Here is a 17,057-nt window from a genome sequence, read left to right as displayed (position 1 = left end):
CCGGTGCTTGCCGGCAGTTTCGCCCCGCGGCGGGGGCCGGCAAGCTCGTACTAGCGCTTACCGATAGCAGGTGGAAGTCATGATGAAGCAGTTGATTGGTAATTCCTTTCTCTTCGGCGGCAACGCTCCGTTCGTCGAAGCCCTTTACGAGAGCTATCTCGACAATCCTGCTTCAGTGCCTGAAGCCTGGCGCGAACACTTCGACAAGCTGGCGCAGCAACCCGGCGCTGCTGCACGCGATGTCGCGCATACGCCGGTGATCAATGCCTTCGCCGATTTGGCGAAGAAGGGTGGCTACCGCACCACCGCCGGTCAGCCGGTCGATGACCGCAAGCAGGTCGGCCTGCTCCAGTTGATCAACGCTTATCGCTTTCTTGGCGCGCGCTGGGCGAACCTCGATCCGCTCAAGCGTCAGCCGCGCCCGGAAATGCAGGAGCTTGACCCTGCGAACTACGACTTGTCCGACGCCGACCGGAATACCGTCTTCAACGCCGGTTCGTTCCGTGGTGTTCCCGAGCGGGCGACCTTCGGGCAGATTTACGACGCCTTGCGCGAGACCTACTGTGGTCCCATCGGCGTCGAGTACATGTACATGTCGCAGATTGCCGAAAAGCGCTGGCTGCAGCAGCGTCTGGAGACGATCCGCGCCACCGGCTCTTACGCGCCGGACCAGAAGAAGCGCTTTCTCGAGCGCCTGACGGCGGCCGAGACGCTCGAGCGATACCTGCATACCCGCTACGTCGGTCAGAAGCGCTTCTCGCTCGAAGGTGGCGAAGCGCTGATCGTCGCCATGGACGAACTGGTGCGCGTTGCGGGCACCGGCGGCGTCGATGAAATGGTCGTCGGTATGGCGCACCGTGGCCGTCTGAACGTGCTGGTGAACATTCTCGGCAAGTCGCCGGCGATGCTGTTTGCCGAGTTCGAGGGCAAGAAGGCGCAGGATCTCTCGTCGGGCGACGTCAAGTACCACATGGGCTATTCGTCCGATGTGTCGACGCCGGGAGGACCGTGCCACCTGACGCTGGCCTTCAACCCGTCGCACCTCGAGATCGTCAATCCGGTCGTCGTCGGCGCTGTGTTCGCCCGTCAACGGCGGCGCGGCAAGCTCGGCAAGGACAAGGTTCTCCCCGTCATCATCCACGGTGACGCAGCGGTGGCCGGGCAGGGCGTCAACCAGGAGATGCTCAACTTCGCACAGACGCGCGGCTACGGTGTTGGCGGCGCCGTGCATCTGGTGGTGAACAACCAGATCGGTTTCACTACCTCTGACCCGCGCGATCTGCGCTCGTCCCTGTACTGCACGGACATCTTCAAGATGGCCGACGCGCCGATTTTTCACGTCAATGGCGACGACCCCGAGGCCGTGGCGCTGGCGACGCGCATTGCCATCGAATTCCGCCAGACCTTCCGCAAGGATGTCGTCGTCGACATCGTCTGCTACCGCAAACTCGGCCACAACGAGCAGGACGAGCCGATGGTCACGCAGCCGCTGATGTATCGCAAGATTGCCGCACACCCCGGTACGCGCCGTCTTTACGCCGATCGGCTGGTTGCCGAAGGCGTGCTGGCAGCCGACGGGCCGGATCGCATGATCAGCGACTACCGCGAGCACCTTGATCGTGGCGAACTGCTCTACAACCCGGTAATCGCCGGTTACAAGCATCCGCTGACGATCGACTGGGCATCCTTCCTGCCCGCGAAGTACATCGAGAACGTCGATACGCGTGTGCCTGAAGGCGAGATCCGTCGCCTTTCCGAGCGTCTGACGACGGTGCCCGATAGCATCGTTCTGCACAATCGGGTGAAGAAGATCATCGACGACCGTCGGGCGATGGGCGAAGGTCGCCTGCCGTTCGACTGGGGGATGGCCGAAAACCTCGCCTATGCGACTTTGCTCGTATCCGGCTACGGCGTTCGCCTCTCCGGCGAGGACGTTGGCCGTGGCACCTTCTTCCATCGCCACGCCGCCTTGCACGACCAGGCGCGCGAGGTGCGCGAGGAGGGTAACTTCTACCCGCTGTCGCATTTGCAGGAGAAGCAGGCCGAATTCCAGTGCTTCGACTCGGTTTTGTCGGAGGAGGCCGTTCTTGCCTTCGAATACGGCTACGGTACCTCGACGCCGTACGACCTCGTCGTCTGGGAAGCCCAGTTCGGCGACTTCGCCAACGGCGCGCAGGTCGTCATCGACCAGTTCATCACGTCGGGCGAAACCAAGTGGGGGCGCGCCTGCGGCCTGGTTCTGCTGCTCCCGCACGGCTACGAAGGGCAGGGGCCGGAACACTCGTCGGCACGGATCGAGCGCTTCATGACGCTTTGCGCCGAAATGAATATGGAAGTCTGCCAGCCGACGACGCCGGCACAGGTCTTCCACCTGTTGCGCCGTCAGGGCGTGCGCCCGCAGCGCAAGCCGCTGGTGGTGTTTACGCCGAAATCCCTGCTGCGCCACAAGGACGCGACGTCGACACTCGATGAGATGGCCAACGGCGAATTCCGTCGTGTCATCGGCGAAGTCGATCCGCTCGATCCGGCAGCGGTGACGCGTATCGTCGTTTGCTCCGGCAAGATTTACTACGAACTCCTGGCCGCCCGGCGCGAGCGCAAGATCGGTCACATCGCCATCGTCCGCCTCGAACAGTTCTATCCCTTCCCCGAGGCGCTCTACAAGGCAGAGCTGGCGCGCTACCCCAATGCCAGCGAGGTGGTCTGGTGCCAGGAAGAGCCGCGCAATCAGGGCGCCTGGTACTGGATGGCGTCGCGGCAGCATCTATCGCATTCGCTCAGCGAGAACCAACGCTTGCTGCTCGTTTCTCGCCCGGCCTCGGCGTCGCCGGCGGTGGGCTATCTGGCCAAGCACAACGCGCAACAAAAGGCCGTGATCGATTCCGCCCTCGGCGAGATCGAGTACCAGGCGACTCCCAAACTGAATCCGTAATTACCCATTACCCCACGTGGTCGTCTCCGCTGGCAGCCGTGCCGCCAGCCCTGCGACCCATCGATACTGCATCGGAGCGAGCATGATCATCGACGTCAAAGTACCGCAGCTTTCCGAATCGGTCGCCGAAGCGACGCTGGTCTCCTGGCGCAAGAAGGCCGGAGACGCGGTGGCTCGCGACGAAAATCTGATCGACATCGAGACCGACAAGGTTGTCCTGGAATTGCCCGCCCCGGCGGCGGGCGTGCTGGTCGAAATCGTCAAGAAAGATGGCGATACGGTCGCCTCGGGCGAACTCATCGCCCGCATCGACACCGAAGCGCAGGCCGCGGCGAGTCAGGAAGCTCCGGCAGCGGCCGCCGCGCCCGTCGCCGCGCCCCTGTCGTCGGCGGCGGCTGCGGCCGCGCGCGCGACGGCGATGCCGGCGGCGCGCAAGATTCTCGAAGAAAAAGGACTGACGGCTTCCGATGTGCTGGGCAGCGGTCGCGGCGGTCGTGTGACCAAGGAAGACGCCCTCGCCGAACCAGCCCGCCCGGTTGCCGCCGCACCAGTGCCGGCGGTGACGCTGCCGGTTGAATTGCCGGTCGGTGACCGCCCGGAACAGCGCGTGCCCATGTCGCGCCTGCGCTCGCGCATCGCTGAACGCCTCGTCCAGTCGAAGAACGAAAACGCCATCCTGACGACCTTCAACGAGGTCGACATGAGCCATGTCATCGCCCTGCGCAAGCAATACGGCGAGAAGTTCGAGAAGACGCACGGCGTCCGTCTCGGCTTCATGGGTTTCTTCGTCAAGGCGGCGGTCGCCGCGCTGGAAAAATTCCCGATCATCAACGCCTCGGTCGACGGTAACGACATCGTCTACCACGGCTTCATCGACGTGGGCATTGCCGTCAGTTCGTCGCGCGGGCTGGTGGTGCCAATCCTGCGCGATGTCGATCAACTCTCCATCGCCCAGATCGAGAAGAAGATCGCCGAATACGGCCAGAAGGCCAAGGAAGGCAAGCTGACGCTGGAAGATCTGACGGGTGGCACTTTCTCGATTTCCAACGGTGGTGTCTTCGGGTCGATGCTGTCGACGCCGATCATCAATCCGCCGCAGTCGGCGATTCTCGGCATTCACGCGACCAAGGACCGCCCGGTCGTCGTCGATGGGCAGATCGTCATTCGTCCGATGAATTATCTGGCGCTCTCCTACGATCACAGAATCATCGACGGGCGCGAAGCCGTGCTGGCCCTGGTCGCCATGAAGGAAGCACTGGAAGACCCGGCACGCCTGCTGCTCGGCGTTTAAGCCACGCGCTGCAGCGCGGCCCGTATTGGCCAACGATGGCGGATGCGGGGCGCGGCGCGTGTCTGTTTTCACCCGACGCAGAAGGGCGCCGGATTCACATTTCAGGGAGAAAATCATGCCCAAGCAATTCGACGTTCTGGTCATTGGCGGCGGCCCCGGCGGCTATGTCGCGGCCATCCGCGCGGCACAACTCGGATTCTCGGTCGCCTGCTGCGAAGACAATCCGTACGCCGACCCGAAAGGCGAACCGCGTCTGGGCGGCGCCTGCCTCAACGTTGGCTGCATCCCGACCAAGGCGTTGCTGCACACCTCTCATCTTTTTGAAGAGGCGGCACACCGCTTTGCAGAGCAGGGGATTCGCATCGCCCCGCCAGAAATCGACGTGGCGCGCATGCAGGCGCGCAAGGACGGCATCGTCAGCCAACTGACCGGTGGTATCCGCAGCCTGTTCAAGAAGAACAAGGTTACGTTCCTGCCGGGGCGCGGCGCCTTCGTCGGGCGTGAGGGCGCGAACTGGCAAGTGAAAGTCGGCGACGAGATCGTCGAGGCCACGCAGGTCGTTGTCGCCACCGGATCGCGTGCGCGGCATCTGCCGGGCATTACCGTCGATAACCGACTGGTTTGCGATAACGTCGGCGCGCTCGCCATCGACGCCGTACCGAAGAAGCTGGCGATCATCGGCGCGGGGGTGATCGGCCTCGAAATGGGCTGTGTCTGGAGCCGTCTGGGTACCGAGGTCACCTTGCTGGAAGCTTCGCCCAAGTTCCTCGCCAGTGCCGACAACGATGTCGCCCGCGAGGCCGCGCGCGCCTTTGCCAAACAAGGTCTGACGATCCGTCTGGGTGTCCAGATCGGTGCCGTCGACACGCGGGAAAACTCCGTGTCGGTCGCCTACACCGACGCCGATGGCACGGCGCAGACGCTGGAAGCCGACCGCCTCATCGTCTCGGTCGGTCGCGCGCCGAACAGCGACGGACTGAATGCCGAGGCCGTCGGGCTGGCTCTCGACGCTTCCGGGCGCGTGGTCGTCGACGACCGATGCCGTACCAATCTGCCGAATGTGTGGGCGGTGGGTGACGTCGTGCGCGGGCCGATGCTGGCGCACAAGGCGATGGAAGAGGGCGTCATGGTTGCCGAGTTGATGGCCGGGCAAGCGGGGCATTGCAATCTCGATACCATCCCGTGGGTCATCTACACCAGCCCGGAAATCGCCTGGGTCGGCAAGACCGAACAGCAGTTGAAGGATGAAGGTGTCGACTACAAGGTTGGCAAGATTCCCTTCATGGCCAACGGACGTGCGCTCGGCATGGGCGAGACGGGCGGTTTCGTGAAGATGCTGGCCTGTGCTAAAACCGACCGCGTGCTTGGCCTGCATATTGTCGGTGCGAACGCTTCGGAGCTGATCATGGAAGGCGTCACGGCGCTTGAATTTGGCGCCTCTTCGGAAGACATCGCCCGCATCTGCCACGGTCACCCGACCCTGTCGGAAGCCATTCACGAAGCGGCTCTGGCCTGCGACAAGCGGGCATTGCACGCCTGATCGGCGCTAGTCAGACGCGGCGAGGGGCCGGTTGCGCTGCGACCGGTCCCTCGCGTTTTTTCTTCTGCCTGTCGACCGCACTAGCGTTGCTCCTGGTGCGCCTGGGTTTCGCCGCCATGTGTCGGCGATATGATTGTCCTAGTCACCGATGGGCATAAGCTGAGAACTCTTTATTCCTTAGTGGTCGCCGGCGATGGTGCTAAGGTGCCAGCCGCAGTTCAGCACGGCGGGCGCTTTCTCCACCGCGCCGCGAACTGCACCACCCACAGAAGACCATGATTCAATTGCAAGGCATCACCAAGTTCTACGCCGGTAGCGCCGGGCGCGTCGAAGCGCTCAGCGGTATCGACCTGAAGATCGATCCCGGCGAGATTTTCGGCATCATCGGCCGCAGCGGCGCCGGTAAGAGCACCCTGATTCGCTGCATCAATCTGCTGGAACGACCGAGCGAAGGCCACGTGCTGGTCGCCGGACGCGATCTGACCGTGCTCGACGCGGCGGCATTGCGGGCGGCGCGTCACGAAATCGGCATGATCTTCCAGCACTTCAACCTGCTGTCGTCGCGGACTGTTTTCGATAACGTCGCGCTGCCGCTCGAACTGATCGGCATGACGCGTTCCGCCATCGAGGAACGCGTCACACCGCTACTCGATCTCGTAGGCCTCGGCGATCACCGCGGGCGCTATCCGGCGCAGTTGTCCGGGGGGCAGAAGCAGCGCGTCGGCATCGCCCGCGCGCTGGCGAGCCAGCCGAAAGTCCTGCTTTGCGACGAGGCGACCTCGGCGCTCGACCCCGAGACGACGCGCTCGATTCTCGCACTTCTGCGCGACATCAATCGCCGCCTGGGGCTGACGGTGGTGGTCATTACCCACGAAATGCAGGTAATCAAGGATCTGTGCGACCGTGTCGCCGTCCTCGACGGTGGGCGCATCATCGAGCAGGGCGACGTCTTCAGCGTCTTCACGCAGCCGCAGATGGCGCTGACGCAGACCCTGATTCGCGATGTCATCGGCCATGAGACACCGCCCGGACTTCTCGAACGCCTGTCGCAGCCGCATCTGGCCGATGGGGCGGCCTTGCGCCGTTTGTTCTTCTCCGGGCAGTCGACCGATGCGCCGCTGATCTCCGAATTGAGCCGCCGCTTCAGCGTCGACATCAATATTCTGCACGGTCAGATCGATGAAATACGCGGCCGCCCCTTCGGCAGCCTGCTCGTGCTGGCCAAGGGCGAGGCGGCGCAGCTCGAAGCCGCCTGGGCCTGGCTCGCCGAGCGCGATGTTCGCGTGGAGGTGGCGCATGTCCAGTGAATTGCTTTCGCTCTTCTGGGATTCCTTCGTCGAGACGCTGATCATGGTCGGCATCGCCGGCGGTATCGCGACGGCGGTTGGCATTCCGCTTGGTCTGATCCTCTCGATCACGGCGCCCGGCAACGTCCTCGAACGCCCGCTGCTCAACCGCACGCTGGGCCTCGTGGTCAATGCGGTGCGCTCGACACCTTTCATCATCCTGATGGTCGCCATCATTCCGCTGACGCGTCTGATCACCGGCACGTCCATCGGTACGGCGGCGGCGGTGGTGCCTCTGGCCATCGCGGCGATTCCCTTCGTCGGCCGGCTCATCGAAGGGGCGCTGCGTGAGGTCGATGCCGGTCTCGTCGAAGCGGCGCAGGCGATGGGCGCGACGCCGCTGCAAGTCGTACGCAAAGTGCTCGTTCCTGAAGCGCTGCCCGGGATCATCAACGGCCTGACGATCATGCTGGTGAATCTGATCGGTTTCTCGGCCATGGCCGGCGCGGTTGGTGGCGGCGGCTTGGGCGATCTCGGCATCCGCTACGGCTATCAGCGCTTCATGCCCGAAGTCATGGCGATGGTCGTGCTGATCCTGATCGTCGTCGTGCAACTGGTGCAAACCTTCGGCGATGTGGTCGCCAGTCGCGTGGATCATCGTTAAGACATATCGCTGAACCTTTGTCGCTGAAACCATTTTCCCCCCTGAAAGGATAAGCATGGCTTTCTTTCCCTCGCTGGCGCGTCGCGCGCCGCAACTGCTGCTGGCCTTGGTCGCTGCCGCCAGCTTCACTACCTCCGCTGCCGAGAAAGAGCTGAAGATCGGCGTCACCGCCGGCCCGCACGCGCAAATTCTCGAGCAGGCCAAGAAAGTTGCGGAAAAACAAGGGCTGAAGATCCGCATCGTCGAATTCTCCGATTACGTGCAGCCGAACGCGGCCCTTGCGGCAGGCGATCTCGACGCCAACATCTTCCAGCACCAGCCTTACCTCGATAATCAGGTGCGTGATCGTGGCTACAAGCTGGTCAGCGTCGGTAACTCCGTGACCTTCCCGATGGGGGTTTATTCAAAGAAGTTCAAGTCGCTCGCCGACCTGCCCGCGGGGGCCCAGATCGCGATTCCGAATGATCCGACCAATGGCGGTCGCGCGCTGCTCCTGCTGGCTGCGAAGGGCCTGATCAAGCTGAAGCCGGATGCTGGTCTCAAGGCGTCGCCGCTCGACGTCATCGACAACCCGAAGAAGCTGCGCCTGCGCGAGATCGATGCGGCACAACTGCCGCGCGCCTTGAGCGACGTTGACGCTGCGGCAATCAACTCCAACTTCGCTCTGCCGGCCGGCCTGAATCCGCAGAAGGACGCCATCCTGCTCGAAGAAGCGAAGTCGCCTTACGTGAATGTGATCGTCATTCGCGAAGCCGACCGCAACGCGACCTGGCTGCCGCTGCTGCTCAAGGCCTACCACAGCCCCGAAGTGAAGAAGTATGTCGACACCGAGTTCAAGGGGGCGGTGATCACGGGCTGGTAAGCGCGTCGACCACCCAGAAAAAAGCCGCTGGCGCCTCGAGGGGCCAGCGGCTTTTTTGCGTTGACGCACGGGTTCGCCCGCGTTGGGAGCAGGCTTTCTTGCGTGGTGTCTGGCAGTTTGCCGTCGCGCTAGCAGATGCGCGTGCCCGGAGGTGCGCCCGGGGACGCGCGGTATAAAGTCTCAGCCCATGACCTGCCCGTGTTCGCGCGAGGCGTGGAAGCCGACTTTGGTCCACTTCTCGCGCGTCACGTCGAGGTTGTAGCGCGAGCTGGCGAGGTAGACGGGATTGCCGTCGACATCGCGGCCCATGCGGTGCTGCTGTTCGCGCTCGAAGTTGCGGCGCGTGGCGTCGTCGGGGAAGGTCAGCCAGCGGGCGGTGTGAATGTCGGCCGGTTCAAAAATCGCGTCGACCTTGTACTCGGTCTGCAAGCGCTGTGCGACGACTTCGAACTGGAGCTGGCCGATGGCACCGAGCAGCAGGGCGCCGGTGGCGAGGTTTTCGAAGACCTGAATGGCGCCTTCTTCGCCCAACTCCTGCAAGCCTTTTTGCAGCTGCTTGCTCTTCAGGGGGTCGCGCAGACGCGCCAGACGGAAGAGCTCCGGCGAGAAGTACGGGATGCCCTTGAAGCCAAGCGTTTCGCCTTCGGTCAGGGTGTCGCCGATGTGCAGGTTGCCGTGGTTGTGGATGCCGATGATGTCGCCGGCGACCGCGTCGTCCATCAGCACGCGTTCGTTGGCCATGAAGGTCAGCGCGTTGGCGAGCTTGATTTCGCGGTCGAGCCGCACGTGCTTGACCTTCATCCCCGACGAGTAACGGCCGGAACAGACGCGGAAGAAGGCGATCCGGTCGCGGTGACGCGGATCCATGTTCGCCTGGATCTTGAAGACGAAGCCGGAGAAAGGCGCCTCGCCCGGCTGCACCTGCCGCGTGCCGCCGTCGCGCACTTGCGGTGGCGGCGCCCAGTCGATGAGCGCCTGCAGTATTTCCTGCACGCCGAAGTTGTTGATACCCGAACCGAAGAAGACAGGCGTTTGCCGGCCCGCGCGGAAGTCGTCGAGTGAGAAGGGGCTGCTGGCGTCGCGCAGCAGCTCGACGTCTTCACGCAGCTTGCCGACTTCGAGCGGAAACTGCGTGTCGAGCAGCGGGTTGTCGATGCCGTCGAGCTTTTCGGCCGTGCTCTTCTTCTCTTCGCCCGCCGCAAAGCGCAGTAGCGAGTCGTCGAGCAGGTGGTAGACGCCGCGGAAGGTCTTGCCCATGCCGATCGGCCAGGTGATCGGCGCGCACTCGATACCGAGCACTTCCTCGATCTCTTCCATCAGCTCGAAAGGCTCACGCACTTCGCGGTCGAACTTGTTCACGAAGGTGATGATCGGCGTGTTGCGCATGCGGCAGACTTCGAGCAGCTTGATCGTCTGCGCCTCGACGCCCTTGGCCGCGTCGATGACCATCACCGCCGCGTCAACGGCGGTGAGCACGCGGTAGGTGTCTTCCGAGAAATCTTCGTGGCCCGGTGTGTCGAGCAGGTTCACCACGTGGCCCTGGTACTCGAACTGCATCACCGAACTGGTGACCGAGATGCCGCGCTGCTTTTCCACCTCCATCCAGTCGGACGTCGCATGGCGCGCCGACTTGCGTGCCTTGACGGTGCCGGCGAGCTGGATGGCGCCGCCGAACAGCAGCAGCTTTTCGGTCAAGGTCGTCTTGCCGGCGTCAGGGTGGGAAATGATGGCAAACGTACGCCGCCGCGCGATGTCGCGCAGCAGTTCGGGCGGATAGGGCAGGGAGTTCATCGACGGTCGGAGGCGTGGTGCCGCGCAAAAAACAGGGCCGCCGGGCGGAGATGGCGGTTGGCGGGCAGTGATGATGGCCGCGTGCGTGCAGGGCGCGCGAAGAGAGGCCGAACTATAGCAGGAGTCGTCGGCCGGAGGAATTTGGCGCGCTGCGAGGTGCCGCCGCCACTATGCTTTTGTTCTTGGATGAGGGCGGCGGGCGCGCTAGTATTCGCCGATCATGTGATTGTGTGATTGCGCGCGCACGACTTTTCCAGCCATGTTCCCCCCTCAGAACTCCTCGCCCGATGCCGCTGCCCTGCCGCGCGCCCGCGCCGGAGTTTCCGGGCGTTGGCGCTCCTCGCTGCGTTTGCGCATCACGCTGACGGCGCTGGCCATGCTGGCTGCCGTCTCGTGGTCGTCGGCTTTCCTCGCCAGCCATTTCCTGAAGACCGATATTGAGAAGTCGCTGATAGCGCAGCAGCAGTCGGCGGCGAGCTTTGTCGCGGACGATGTACAGCGCGAATTGCTCAAGCAGCAGCAACTCATTGCCGCCGGTGCGACGCGCCTTGTTACATCGGTCTATCGCAGCGCGCCGCGGGCGCAGCGCTTTCTTGAAGAGCGGCCGGCGCTGCTCGGTAATTTCAATCGCGGGCTCTTCGTGGTCGACCGCGACGGCAAGGTCATCGCCAGTCTGCCCGAGGACTTGCAGCGCGTCGGCCGTAATCTGGGGCAGCGCGCCGACGTACGCGAAGCCCTGCAGGATGGCAAGCCGCATCTGAGCGATGCCTTGGCCGACGGGCGTGACGGGGCGCGGGTGCTCTCGGTGGTGTATCCGATTGTCGACGCCGATGGTGGCGTTCACGGTGCCTTTGTCGGTGAGAACGATCTGGAGCACCCGAATTTTCTCGATACGCTGCGCGGGCAGCATTACGGCAGCACGGGCGGCTATTTGCTGATTGCGCCGGCGCGCGGGCTGGTGATCACGGCAACCGATCCGTCGCGCGTCATGCAGCCGGTGCCGCCTCCGGGCCGCAACGTGTTGCACGACCGCATCATGCGCGGCGAGGAAGTGGCCGGTGTTTCGGTCAATTCGCGCGGCGTTGAGGAGCTGGTTGCGGCACGCCGGGTGCCGGCTCTGGGCTGGATGCTGGTTGCCGTCTTGCCGACCGACGAGGCATTCGCTCCCGTTCGCGAAATACGCGTTGCCTTGTTTGTGCTGGCTGCCGCCTTGACCCTGCTGGCGGCGGCGCTGTGTTGGCTGCTCTTGCGTCGCGAGTTGCTGCCGCTGGCCGACATCGCGCTGCACCTGCGCGCCATGAGCCGCGCCGAGATACCGCGGAGCGCCCTGCCGCAGCGGTCGGATGACGAGATCGGCGAAGTGGCGGCGAGCGTCAATGCGCTGATCGTCTCGGTCGAGGCGGCCGAGGGCGCGCTGCGCGGCAGCGACAAGCTCAATCGCAGCATCCTCGATTCGCTGAGCGAGTGTGTCTGCGTGCTCGATAGCGATGGCGTCATCGTTCGCGTTAACGACGCCTGGCAGCGTCTCGGGCGTGAGTCGGCCTGGTTGGGGACGGCATCGCAGCATTTTGCTGACAGTGTAGGCCGCGACTATTTTTCGCTTTGCCCGAACGGTCTGCTCTGTGCCAGCGACGAGTCGAGCGAGCGCGCCGCGCTGACGGCGATTGCCAACGTCCTCGCCGGCCGCTGTCTGAGCGAGCGCCTGGAGTATCTGGGCGTGCTGTGCCTGCCGACGGGCGCACTGGTCGAACCGCGCTGGCTGGAGATGCGCGTCAGCCGCCTCGACGATTACGAGGGCGCCGTCATCGCGCACGAGGACATCACCCCCATCAAGCACGTCGATGAGTTGCAGACGGCAGCCGCAGCCTTTCACACCCAGGAAGGCATCATCATCACCGACGTCGAGCGACGCATCATGCGTGTCAATGGCGCCTTCACGCGGATGACCGGTTACGCGGCCGAGGAGGCCATCGGTCAGACGCCGGCCTTGCTGCGCTCGGGCAAGCACGACGCCGAGTTCTATCGCGCCATGAACGAATCGCTGCGCGACTCGGGCTTCTGGCAGGGCGAGATTTGGGATCGCTACAAGAATGGCCGGATTGTGCCGCAATGGATGACGATCACGGCTGTTCTTTCGGCCGCCGGCGAGGTGAGCCATTTTGTCGCGGCGTTTTTCGATATCAGCGAGCGCAAGGAGGCCGAGGCGCAGGTTCATGCGCTGGCCTTTTTCGATCCGCTGACCGGCTTGCCCAACCGTCGCTTGCTGCACGACCGGCTGGCGCAGGCGCTGGCGGCCAGCGCGCGTAGCGGACGGCGCGGGGCGCTGATGTTCCTCGACCTTGACCATTTCAAGCGGCTCAACGACACGCAGGGCCACGAAGTCGGCGACCAGTTGCTGGTGGAAGTGGCGCGTCGTCTCGAGGCGACGGTGCGTGAAGGCGATACCGTCGCCCGTCTGGGGGGCGACGAATTCGTCGTCATGCTCGAAGGACTTGCCGACGAGCCCCGGCAGGCCGCCGCGCAAGCCGAGGAGATCGCCGGCAAGCTGCTGGCAACGCTGGCGCGTCCCTTCGTGTTGTCGAACCTGCCGGAGAGGTATTACTGCACCTGCAGCATTGGCGTGGTGCTTTTTCTCGGCCACGACGCCAGCGTCGATGATCTCTTGCGACACGCCGACGTCGCCATGTATCAGGCGAAGGCGGCGAGCCGTAATGCGGTGCGGTTTTTCGATCCGCAGATGCAGCAGGCGCTGGAAATGCGGACGCAGCTGGAGAGCGAGCTCGGCCACGGTATCGCCACCGGCGAACTGCGTTTGCACTATCAGTTGCAGGTCGACGCCGGCGGGCAGTCGCTGGGGGCCGAAGCGCTGGTGCGCTGGCAACATCCGCAGCGCGGTCTCCTCGCGCCGGCGGCCTTCATCCCGCTCGCCGAGGAGTCCGGCCTGATCATTCCCCTCGGTGAGTGGGTTCTGCGCGAAACGTGCCGGCAGCTCGCGATCTGGGCGGCGATGCCGGAAATGCGCTCGCTGACGCTGGCGGTAAACGTGAGCCGTCGTCAGTTCCGTCATGCCGATTTTGTCGACACCCTGCGCCGGACGCTGCACGAGAGCGGTGCCGATCCGACGAAACTGCGTCTGGAGCTGACGGAAGACATCCTGCTCGAAGCCGACGAAATGGTCTTCGCGCGGGTGCGTGAGATTCGCGGGCTCGGCGTCGCCTTTTCGCTCGACGATTTCGGCGTCGGCTATTCGTCGCTGCCCTGTCTGCACCGTATGCCCCTCGAACAACTGAAGATTGACCGGTCTTTCGTCTGCCGCCTGGGCAGCGATGCCGACGCGCTGGCGCTTGTGCGCATGCTCGTCGCGCTCGGCGCCGGGCTCGGCGTACCGGTGATCGCCGAAGGGGTGGAGAGCGAGGTGCAGCGCCGCCTCCTGCGCGAGGCGGGCTGCGGCGCCTTTCAGGGCTATTTCTTCGGGGTGCCCACGCCGGCGGACGAATTCAGCCCGCGCCCTGCGCACGGCTAGCTGCGGCCTTCATCGCCCGGCGAGATCGTTCCGGGAGTTCATTGCTCCGGGAATTGTGTGAACCGCACGCTGTCGACTCCCGAGGCGTCCTTAGCCGACGTGTCGTGTGATTTACCCTCGAGTGTGGCGTCTGCCGGCCTGCGGACTGGCGGGGGGGGCTGCGCTCGGACAAGGAGGTGGCTGATGATTCCGCCGGAGCCAGCGACGCAGCCTCATTCGCCCCCGCGAGCCGATCCCGGGCCAGGGGGCGTCGGCACGGCGCATGAAAGCGCATCGCGTCGCGCGATCGATGATGTGCAGCGCGAGCTGCTGCTGTGCCGCCAGGAACTCGACGCGCACAAGGAAATGCTGCGCGAGCTTCGCGCCGAGTTGGACGCTGCGGGGATTCGCTATCGCGACCTCTACGAGCAGGCGCCCGTGGGGTACGTCAGCATCTCGCAAAACGGGCGGATTGCCGCACTCAACCGCGCCTGCGAGCGCGTTCTTGGCTGCGCGCGGGAGGAGGTTCTGCAACGCGCTTTTTCCTCACTCCTCGCGCCCGAGGCGCGGCCGCAGTGGCAGGATCTTCTGGCCCGCACGCTGTCTCGCGACGAACACCAGAATGACGAATTTCTCCTGCGCCAGCGCCGCGATGGCGCCCCGGTTCACGTCCGGCTCGATTGTGTGCGCGGCGTGCACAACGGTGAGCAGGTCGCGGTCTGTCTGGCGGTCACCGATATCAGCCAGCGCAAACAGGCGGAACAGGCTTTGCTGCTTAGCGAGAACTTCGCGCGCGCCATCGCCAATCACATTCCCGGCATGCTCGGCTACTGGACGCGCGAACTGCGTTGCACCTTTGCCAACGAGGGCTATCTCGCCTGGTTCGGTCGTACGATCGAGCAGATGCAGGGCATCCGCATGCAGGAGTTGCTGGGGGCCGAGCTGTTTGCCAAGAACGAGCCCTACATCCGCGCTGTCTTGCGCGGCAAGGACCAGCAATTCGAGCGCACGTTGATCAAGGCCAACGGCGAACTCAGCTACACCTGGGCGCAGTACATCGCGCACAAAGTCGAGGGCGAAGTGCTCGGGTTTTTCGTGCTGGTCACCGACATCACGGCGGTCAAGCTGCATCAGGAGCAACTGCGTCTGAGCGACGCCGCGCTGAAAGCGGTGTCGCAGGGCGTTGTCATCACCAGTCACGATCAGCGCATCCTGACGGCGAACGAGGCCTTTCTGGAGATTACGGGCTACGCGCGCGACGAGGTCATCGGGCGCAATTGCCGGTTTTTGCAAGGGCCGCTGACCGATCCGCGCAGTATCGACGCAATACGTGCGGCGCTCGACCGTGGCGAGGAATTCTCCGGGGAAATCCTCAATTACCGTCAGGACGGTTCTGTCTTCTGGAACGATCTGAGCATTTCGCCGGTGCTCGACGAGCAGGGGCGGCTCAATCACTTCATCGGCATCACGCGCGATGTCACCGGGCGCAAATGCGCGGAGAACGAGCTGCGGATCGCCTCTGTCGCCTTTGCTTCGCAAAGCGGCATGATCATCACCGACCCGCAGGGCATTATTTTGCGGGTGAATCCGGCCTTCAGTCGCCTGACCGGCTACGCGCCGGAGGAAGCCATCGGCCAGACCCCGGCGATGCTCAATTCCGGACGGCAGGACCGGCAGTTTTACGAACGCATGTGGCAGCTGCTCCACGAAAAAGGCTACTGGCAAGGCGAAATCTGGAATAGACGCAAAAATGGTCAGATCTACGCCGAGCTGTTGACGGTGACTGCCGTGGTGACGCCCGACGGCACGATCACGCATTTCGTCGGCAATTTCTCCGACATCACCGAGGACCGCGAGGCGGCGGCGGAGATCCACCGGCTTGCCTATTACGATGCGCTGACGCATCTGCCCAACCGCCGGCTGTTGCAGGATCGGCTGGCGCAGGCCGTGGCTGCGACGGTACGCAGTGGTCATTACGGCGCCATTTTCTTTATCGACCTCGACAACTTCAAGGCGCTGAACGACACACGCGGGCACGATGTCGGCGACCTCCTGCTGATCGAAGTGGCGCAGCGCCTGCGGCGGGTGGTGCGCGAGAGCGACACCGTCGCGCGGCAGGGCGGCGACGAATTTGTCGTGCTGCTCGAAGACCTCGGCGAAGAACTCGCCGGGGCGACGCATCAGGCGAAGGTTCTGGGCGAGAAGCTGCGCGAGGTCATCGATACGCCATTCCTGCTGAAGAACGAGGAATACCACTGCGGCGGCAGTATCGGCGTCGCCCTGTTTCACGAGCGCGATACGGCGGAAAACCTCTTCAAACACGCCGACCTCGCGCTCTATCACGCGAAGAACTCCGGGCGTAACACGCTGCGCTTTTTCGACCCGGCGATGCAGGCGGCGCTCGATCGTCGGGCAACGCTGGAAAGCGAGTTGCGCCAGGCCCTCAAGGGCCGGCAGTTCCGTCTGCACTACCAGCCGCAGGTCGACATCGAGCGTCGCCTGATCGGCGTCGAGGCCTTGTTGCGCTGGCAGCACCCGCAGCGTGGCATGGTGTCGCCGAACGATTTCATACCTCTGGCCGAAGAAACCGGCCTCATCCTGCCCATTGGTCTGTGGGTGCTGGAGACCGCCTGCGAGCTACTGAAACACTGGCAGGGCAATGCCCGCACGCGCGGCGTGCAGGTGGCGGTCAACGTCAGCGCGCGGCAATTCCGTCAGCTGGATTTTGCCGCGCAGGTGCAGAGGGTTCTGGAAACGAGTGGCGCCAATCCCGCGCTGCTCAAGCTCGAACTCACGGAGAGTCTGGTGCTGGAGGACGTGGAGAACACCATCGCCAAGATGCACGCGATCAAGGCGCTGGGCGTTCAGTTCTCGATGGACGATTTCGGCACCGGTTATTCGTCCTTGTCGTATCTGGCGCGGCTACCGCTGGACCAGCTCAAGATCGACCAGTCCTTCGTGCGCAATCTGCCGGGACGGAAAAACGACGAAACCATTACCCGCACCATCATCACCATGGGGCAGGGGCTGGCGATGGAGGTCATCGCCGAAGGCGTCGAGACGGAAGCGCAGTGCGTTTTTCTCGAAGAGCTTGGCTGCCGCGTCTATCAGGGCTACCTCTTCAGCCGGCCGCTCCCGGCGGAAGCCCTCGATGCCTTCATCGCCGGCTCTTGAACGACCGGCTCGGTG

Annotated in this window: 9 protein-coding genes; 8 read left to right on the top strand and 1 reads right to left on the bottom strand. The window is 64.0% G+C overall.

What is annotated here, in order from left to right; genetic code table 11:
* Nucleotides 1-79 precede the first annotated feature (79 nt).
* The 6 genes from GHK24_RS00450 (at nucleotide 80) to GHK24_RS00425 (ending at nucleotide 8,575) form a co-directional block, all read left to right on the top strand.
* Entirely contained in the window at nucleotides 80-2,932 is a 2,853-nt protein-coding gene (locus tag GHK24_RS00450) for a 2-oxoglutarate dehydrogenase E1 component (RefSeq protein WP_153467327.1), read from the top strand.
* An 82-nt stretch (nucleotides 2,933-3,014) separates the two neighbouring features.
* Nucleotides 3,015-4,223, top strand: a complete 1,209-nt coding sequence (gene odhB, locus GHK24_RS00445) for a 2-oxoglutarate dehydrogenase complex dihydrolipoyllysine-residue succinyltransferase (protein WP_153467324.1) — start codon at nucleotides 3,015-3,017, stop codon at nucleotides 4,221-4,223.
* Between the two features lie 115 nt (nucleotides 4,224-4,338).
* Nucleotides 4,339-5,763 (top strand): dihydrolipoyl dehydrogenase, encoded by a 1,425-nt coding sequence (gene lpdA, locus GHK24_RS00440; RefSeq protein ID WP_153467321.1) that lies wholly within the window; start codon nucleotides 4,339-4,341, stop codon nucleotides 5,761-5,763.
* Between the two features lie 275 nt (nucleotides 5,764-6,038).
* Complete coding sequence (locus GHK24_RS00435) at nucleotides 6,039-7,070, top strand: methionine ABC transporter ATP-binding protein (RefSeq protein WP_153467316.1); 1,032 nt, start codon at nucleotides 6,039-6,041, stop codon at nucleotides 7,068-7,070.
* Nucleotides 7,060-7,713, top strand: coding sequence for a methionine ABC transporter permease (locus GHK24_RS00430; protein WP_153467313.1), 654 nt, complete (start codon nucleotides 7,060-7,062; stop codon nucleotides 7,711-7,713). The genes GHK24_RS00435 and GHK24_RS00430 overlap by 11 nt, the downstream gene beginning before the upstream one ends.
* A gap of 55 nt (nucleotides 7,714-7,768) precedes the next feature.
* Nucleotides 7,769-8,575 carry a MetQ/NlpA family ABC transporter substrate-binding protein gene (locus GHK24_RS00425; protein WP_153467310.1) on the top strand — a complete coding sequence of 269 codons (807 nt, stop codon included), beginning with the start codon at nucleotides 7,769-7,771 and terminating at the stop codon, nucleotides 8,573-8,575.
* Between the two features lie 180 nt (nucleotides 8,576-8,755).
* On the opposite strand, the gene GHK24_RS00420 is transcribed toward GHK24_RS00425, so the two are convergent.
* On the bottom strand, nucleotides 8,756-10,366 hold the full coding sequence (locus GHK24_RS00420) for a peptide chain release factor 3 (protein WP_153467307.1): 1,611 nt from the start codon (nucleotides 10,364-10,366) through the stop codon (nucleotides 8,756-8,758).
* Between the two features lie 259 nt (nucleotides 10,367-10,625).
* Between GHK24_RS00420 and GHK24_RS00415 the strand changes: the two genes are divergently transcribed.
* Together GHK24_RS00415 and GHK24_RS13740 are read left to right on the top strand one after the other, a co-directional pair.
* Nucleotides 10,626-13,889, top strand: coding sequence for a bifunctional diguanylate cyclase/phosphodiesterase (locus GHK24_RS00415; RefSeq protein WP_153467304.1), 3,264 nt, complete (start codon nucleotides 10,626-10,628; stop codon nucleotides 13,887-13,889).
* 183 nt (nucleotides 13,890-14,072) lie between these two features.
* Nucleotides 14,073-17,042: a sensor domain-containing protein gene (locus tag GHK24_RS13740; RefSeq protein WP_153467301.1), complete on the top strand. Its 2,970-nt coding sequence runs from the start codon at nucleotides 14,073-14,075 to the stop codon at nucleotides 17,040-17,042.
* The last annotated feature ends 15 nt before the right edge of the window (nucleotides 17,043-17,057 follow it).

The sequence above is a fragment of the Rhodocyclus gracilis genome, from assembly GCF_009617575.1.
In the GTDB taxonomy this organism is placed as follows: Bacteria; Pseudomonadota; Gammaproteobacteria; order Burkholderiales; family Rhodocyclaceae; genus Rhodocyclus; species Rhodocyclus gracilis.
This window is presented reverse-complemented; position numbering and strand designations above follow the sequence as displayed.

Excerpts from the sequence above, each read along its gene's own strand:
- GHK24_RS00450 (WP_153467327.1), top strand. The coding sequence starts at position 80 with ATGATGAAGCAGTTGATTGGTAATTCCTTTCTCTTCGGCGGCAACGCT.
- odhB (WP_153467324.1), top strand. The coding sequence starts at position 3,015 with ATGATCATCGACGTCAAAGTACCGCAGCTTTCCGAATCGGTCGCCGAA.
- lpdA (WP_153467321.1), top strand. The coding sequence starts at position 4,339 with ATGCCCAAGCAATTCGACGTTCTGGTCATTGGCGGCGGCCCCGGCGGC.
- GHK24_RS00435 (WP_153467316.1), top strand. The coding sequence starts at position 6,039 with ATGATTCAATTGCAAGGCATCACCAAGTTCTACGCCGGTAGCGCCGGG.
- GHK24_RS00430 (WP_153467313.1), top strand. The coding sequence starts at position 7,060 with ATGTCCAGTGAATTGCTTTCGCTCTTCTGGGATTCCTTCGTCGAGACG.
- GHK24_RS00425 (WP_153467310.1), top strand. The coding sequence starts at position 7,769 with ATGGCTTTCTTTCCCTCGCTGGCGCGTCGCGCGCCGCAACTGCTGCTG.
- GHK24_RS00420 (WP_153467307.1), bottom strand. The coding sequence starts at position 10,366 with ATGAACTCCCTGCCCTATCCGCCCGAACTGCTGCGCGACATCGCGCGG.
- GHK24_RS00415 (WP_153467304.1), top strand. The coding sequence starts at position 10,626 with ATGTTCCCCCCTCAGAACTCCTCGCCCGATGCCGCTGCCCTGCCGCGC.
- GHK24_RS13740 (WP_153467301.1), top strand. The coding sequence starts at position 14,073 with ATGATTCCGCCGGAGCCAGCGACGCAGCCTCATTCGCCCCCGCGAGCC.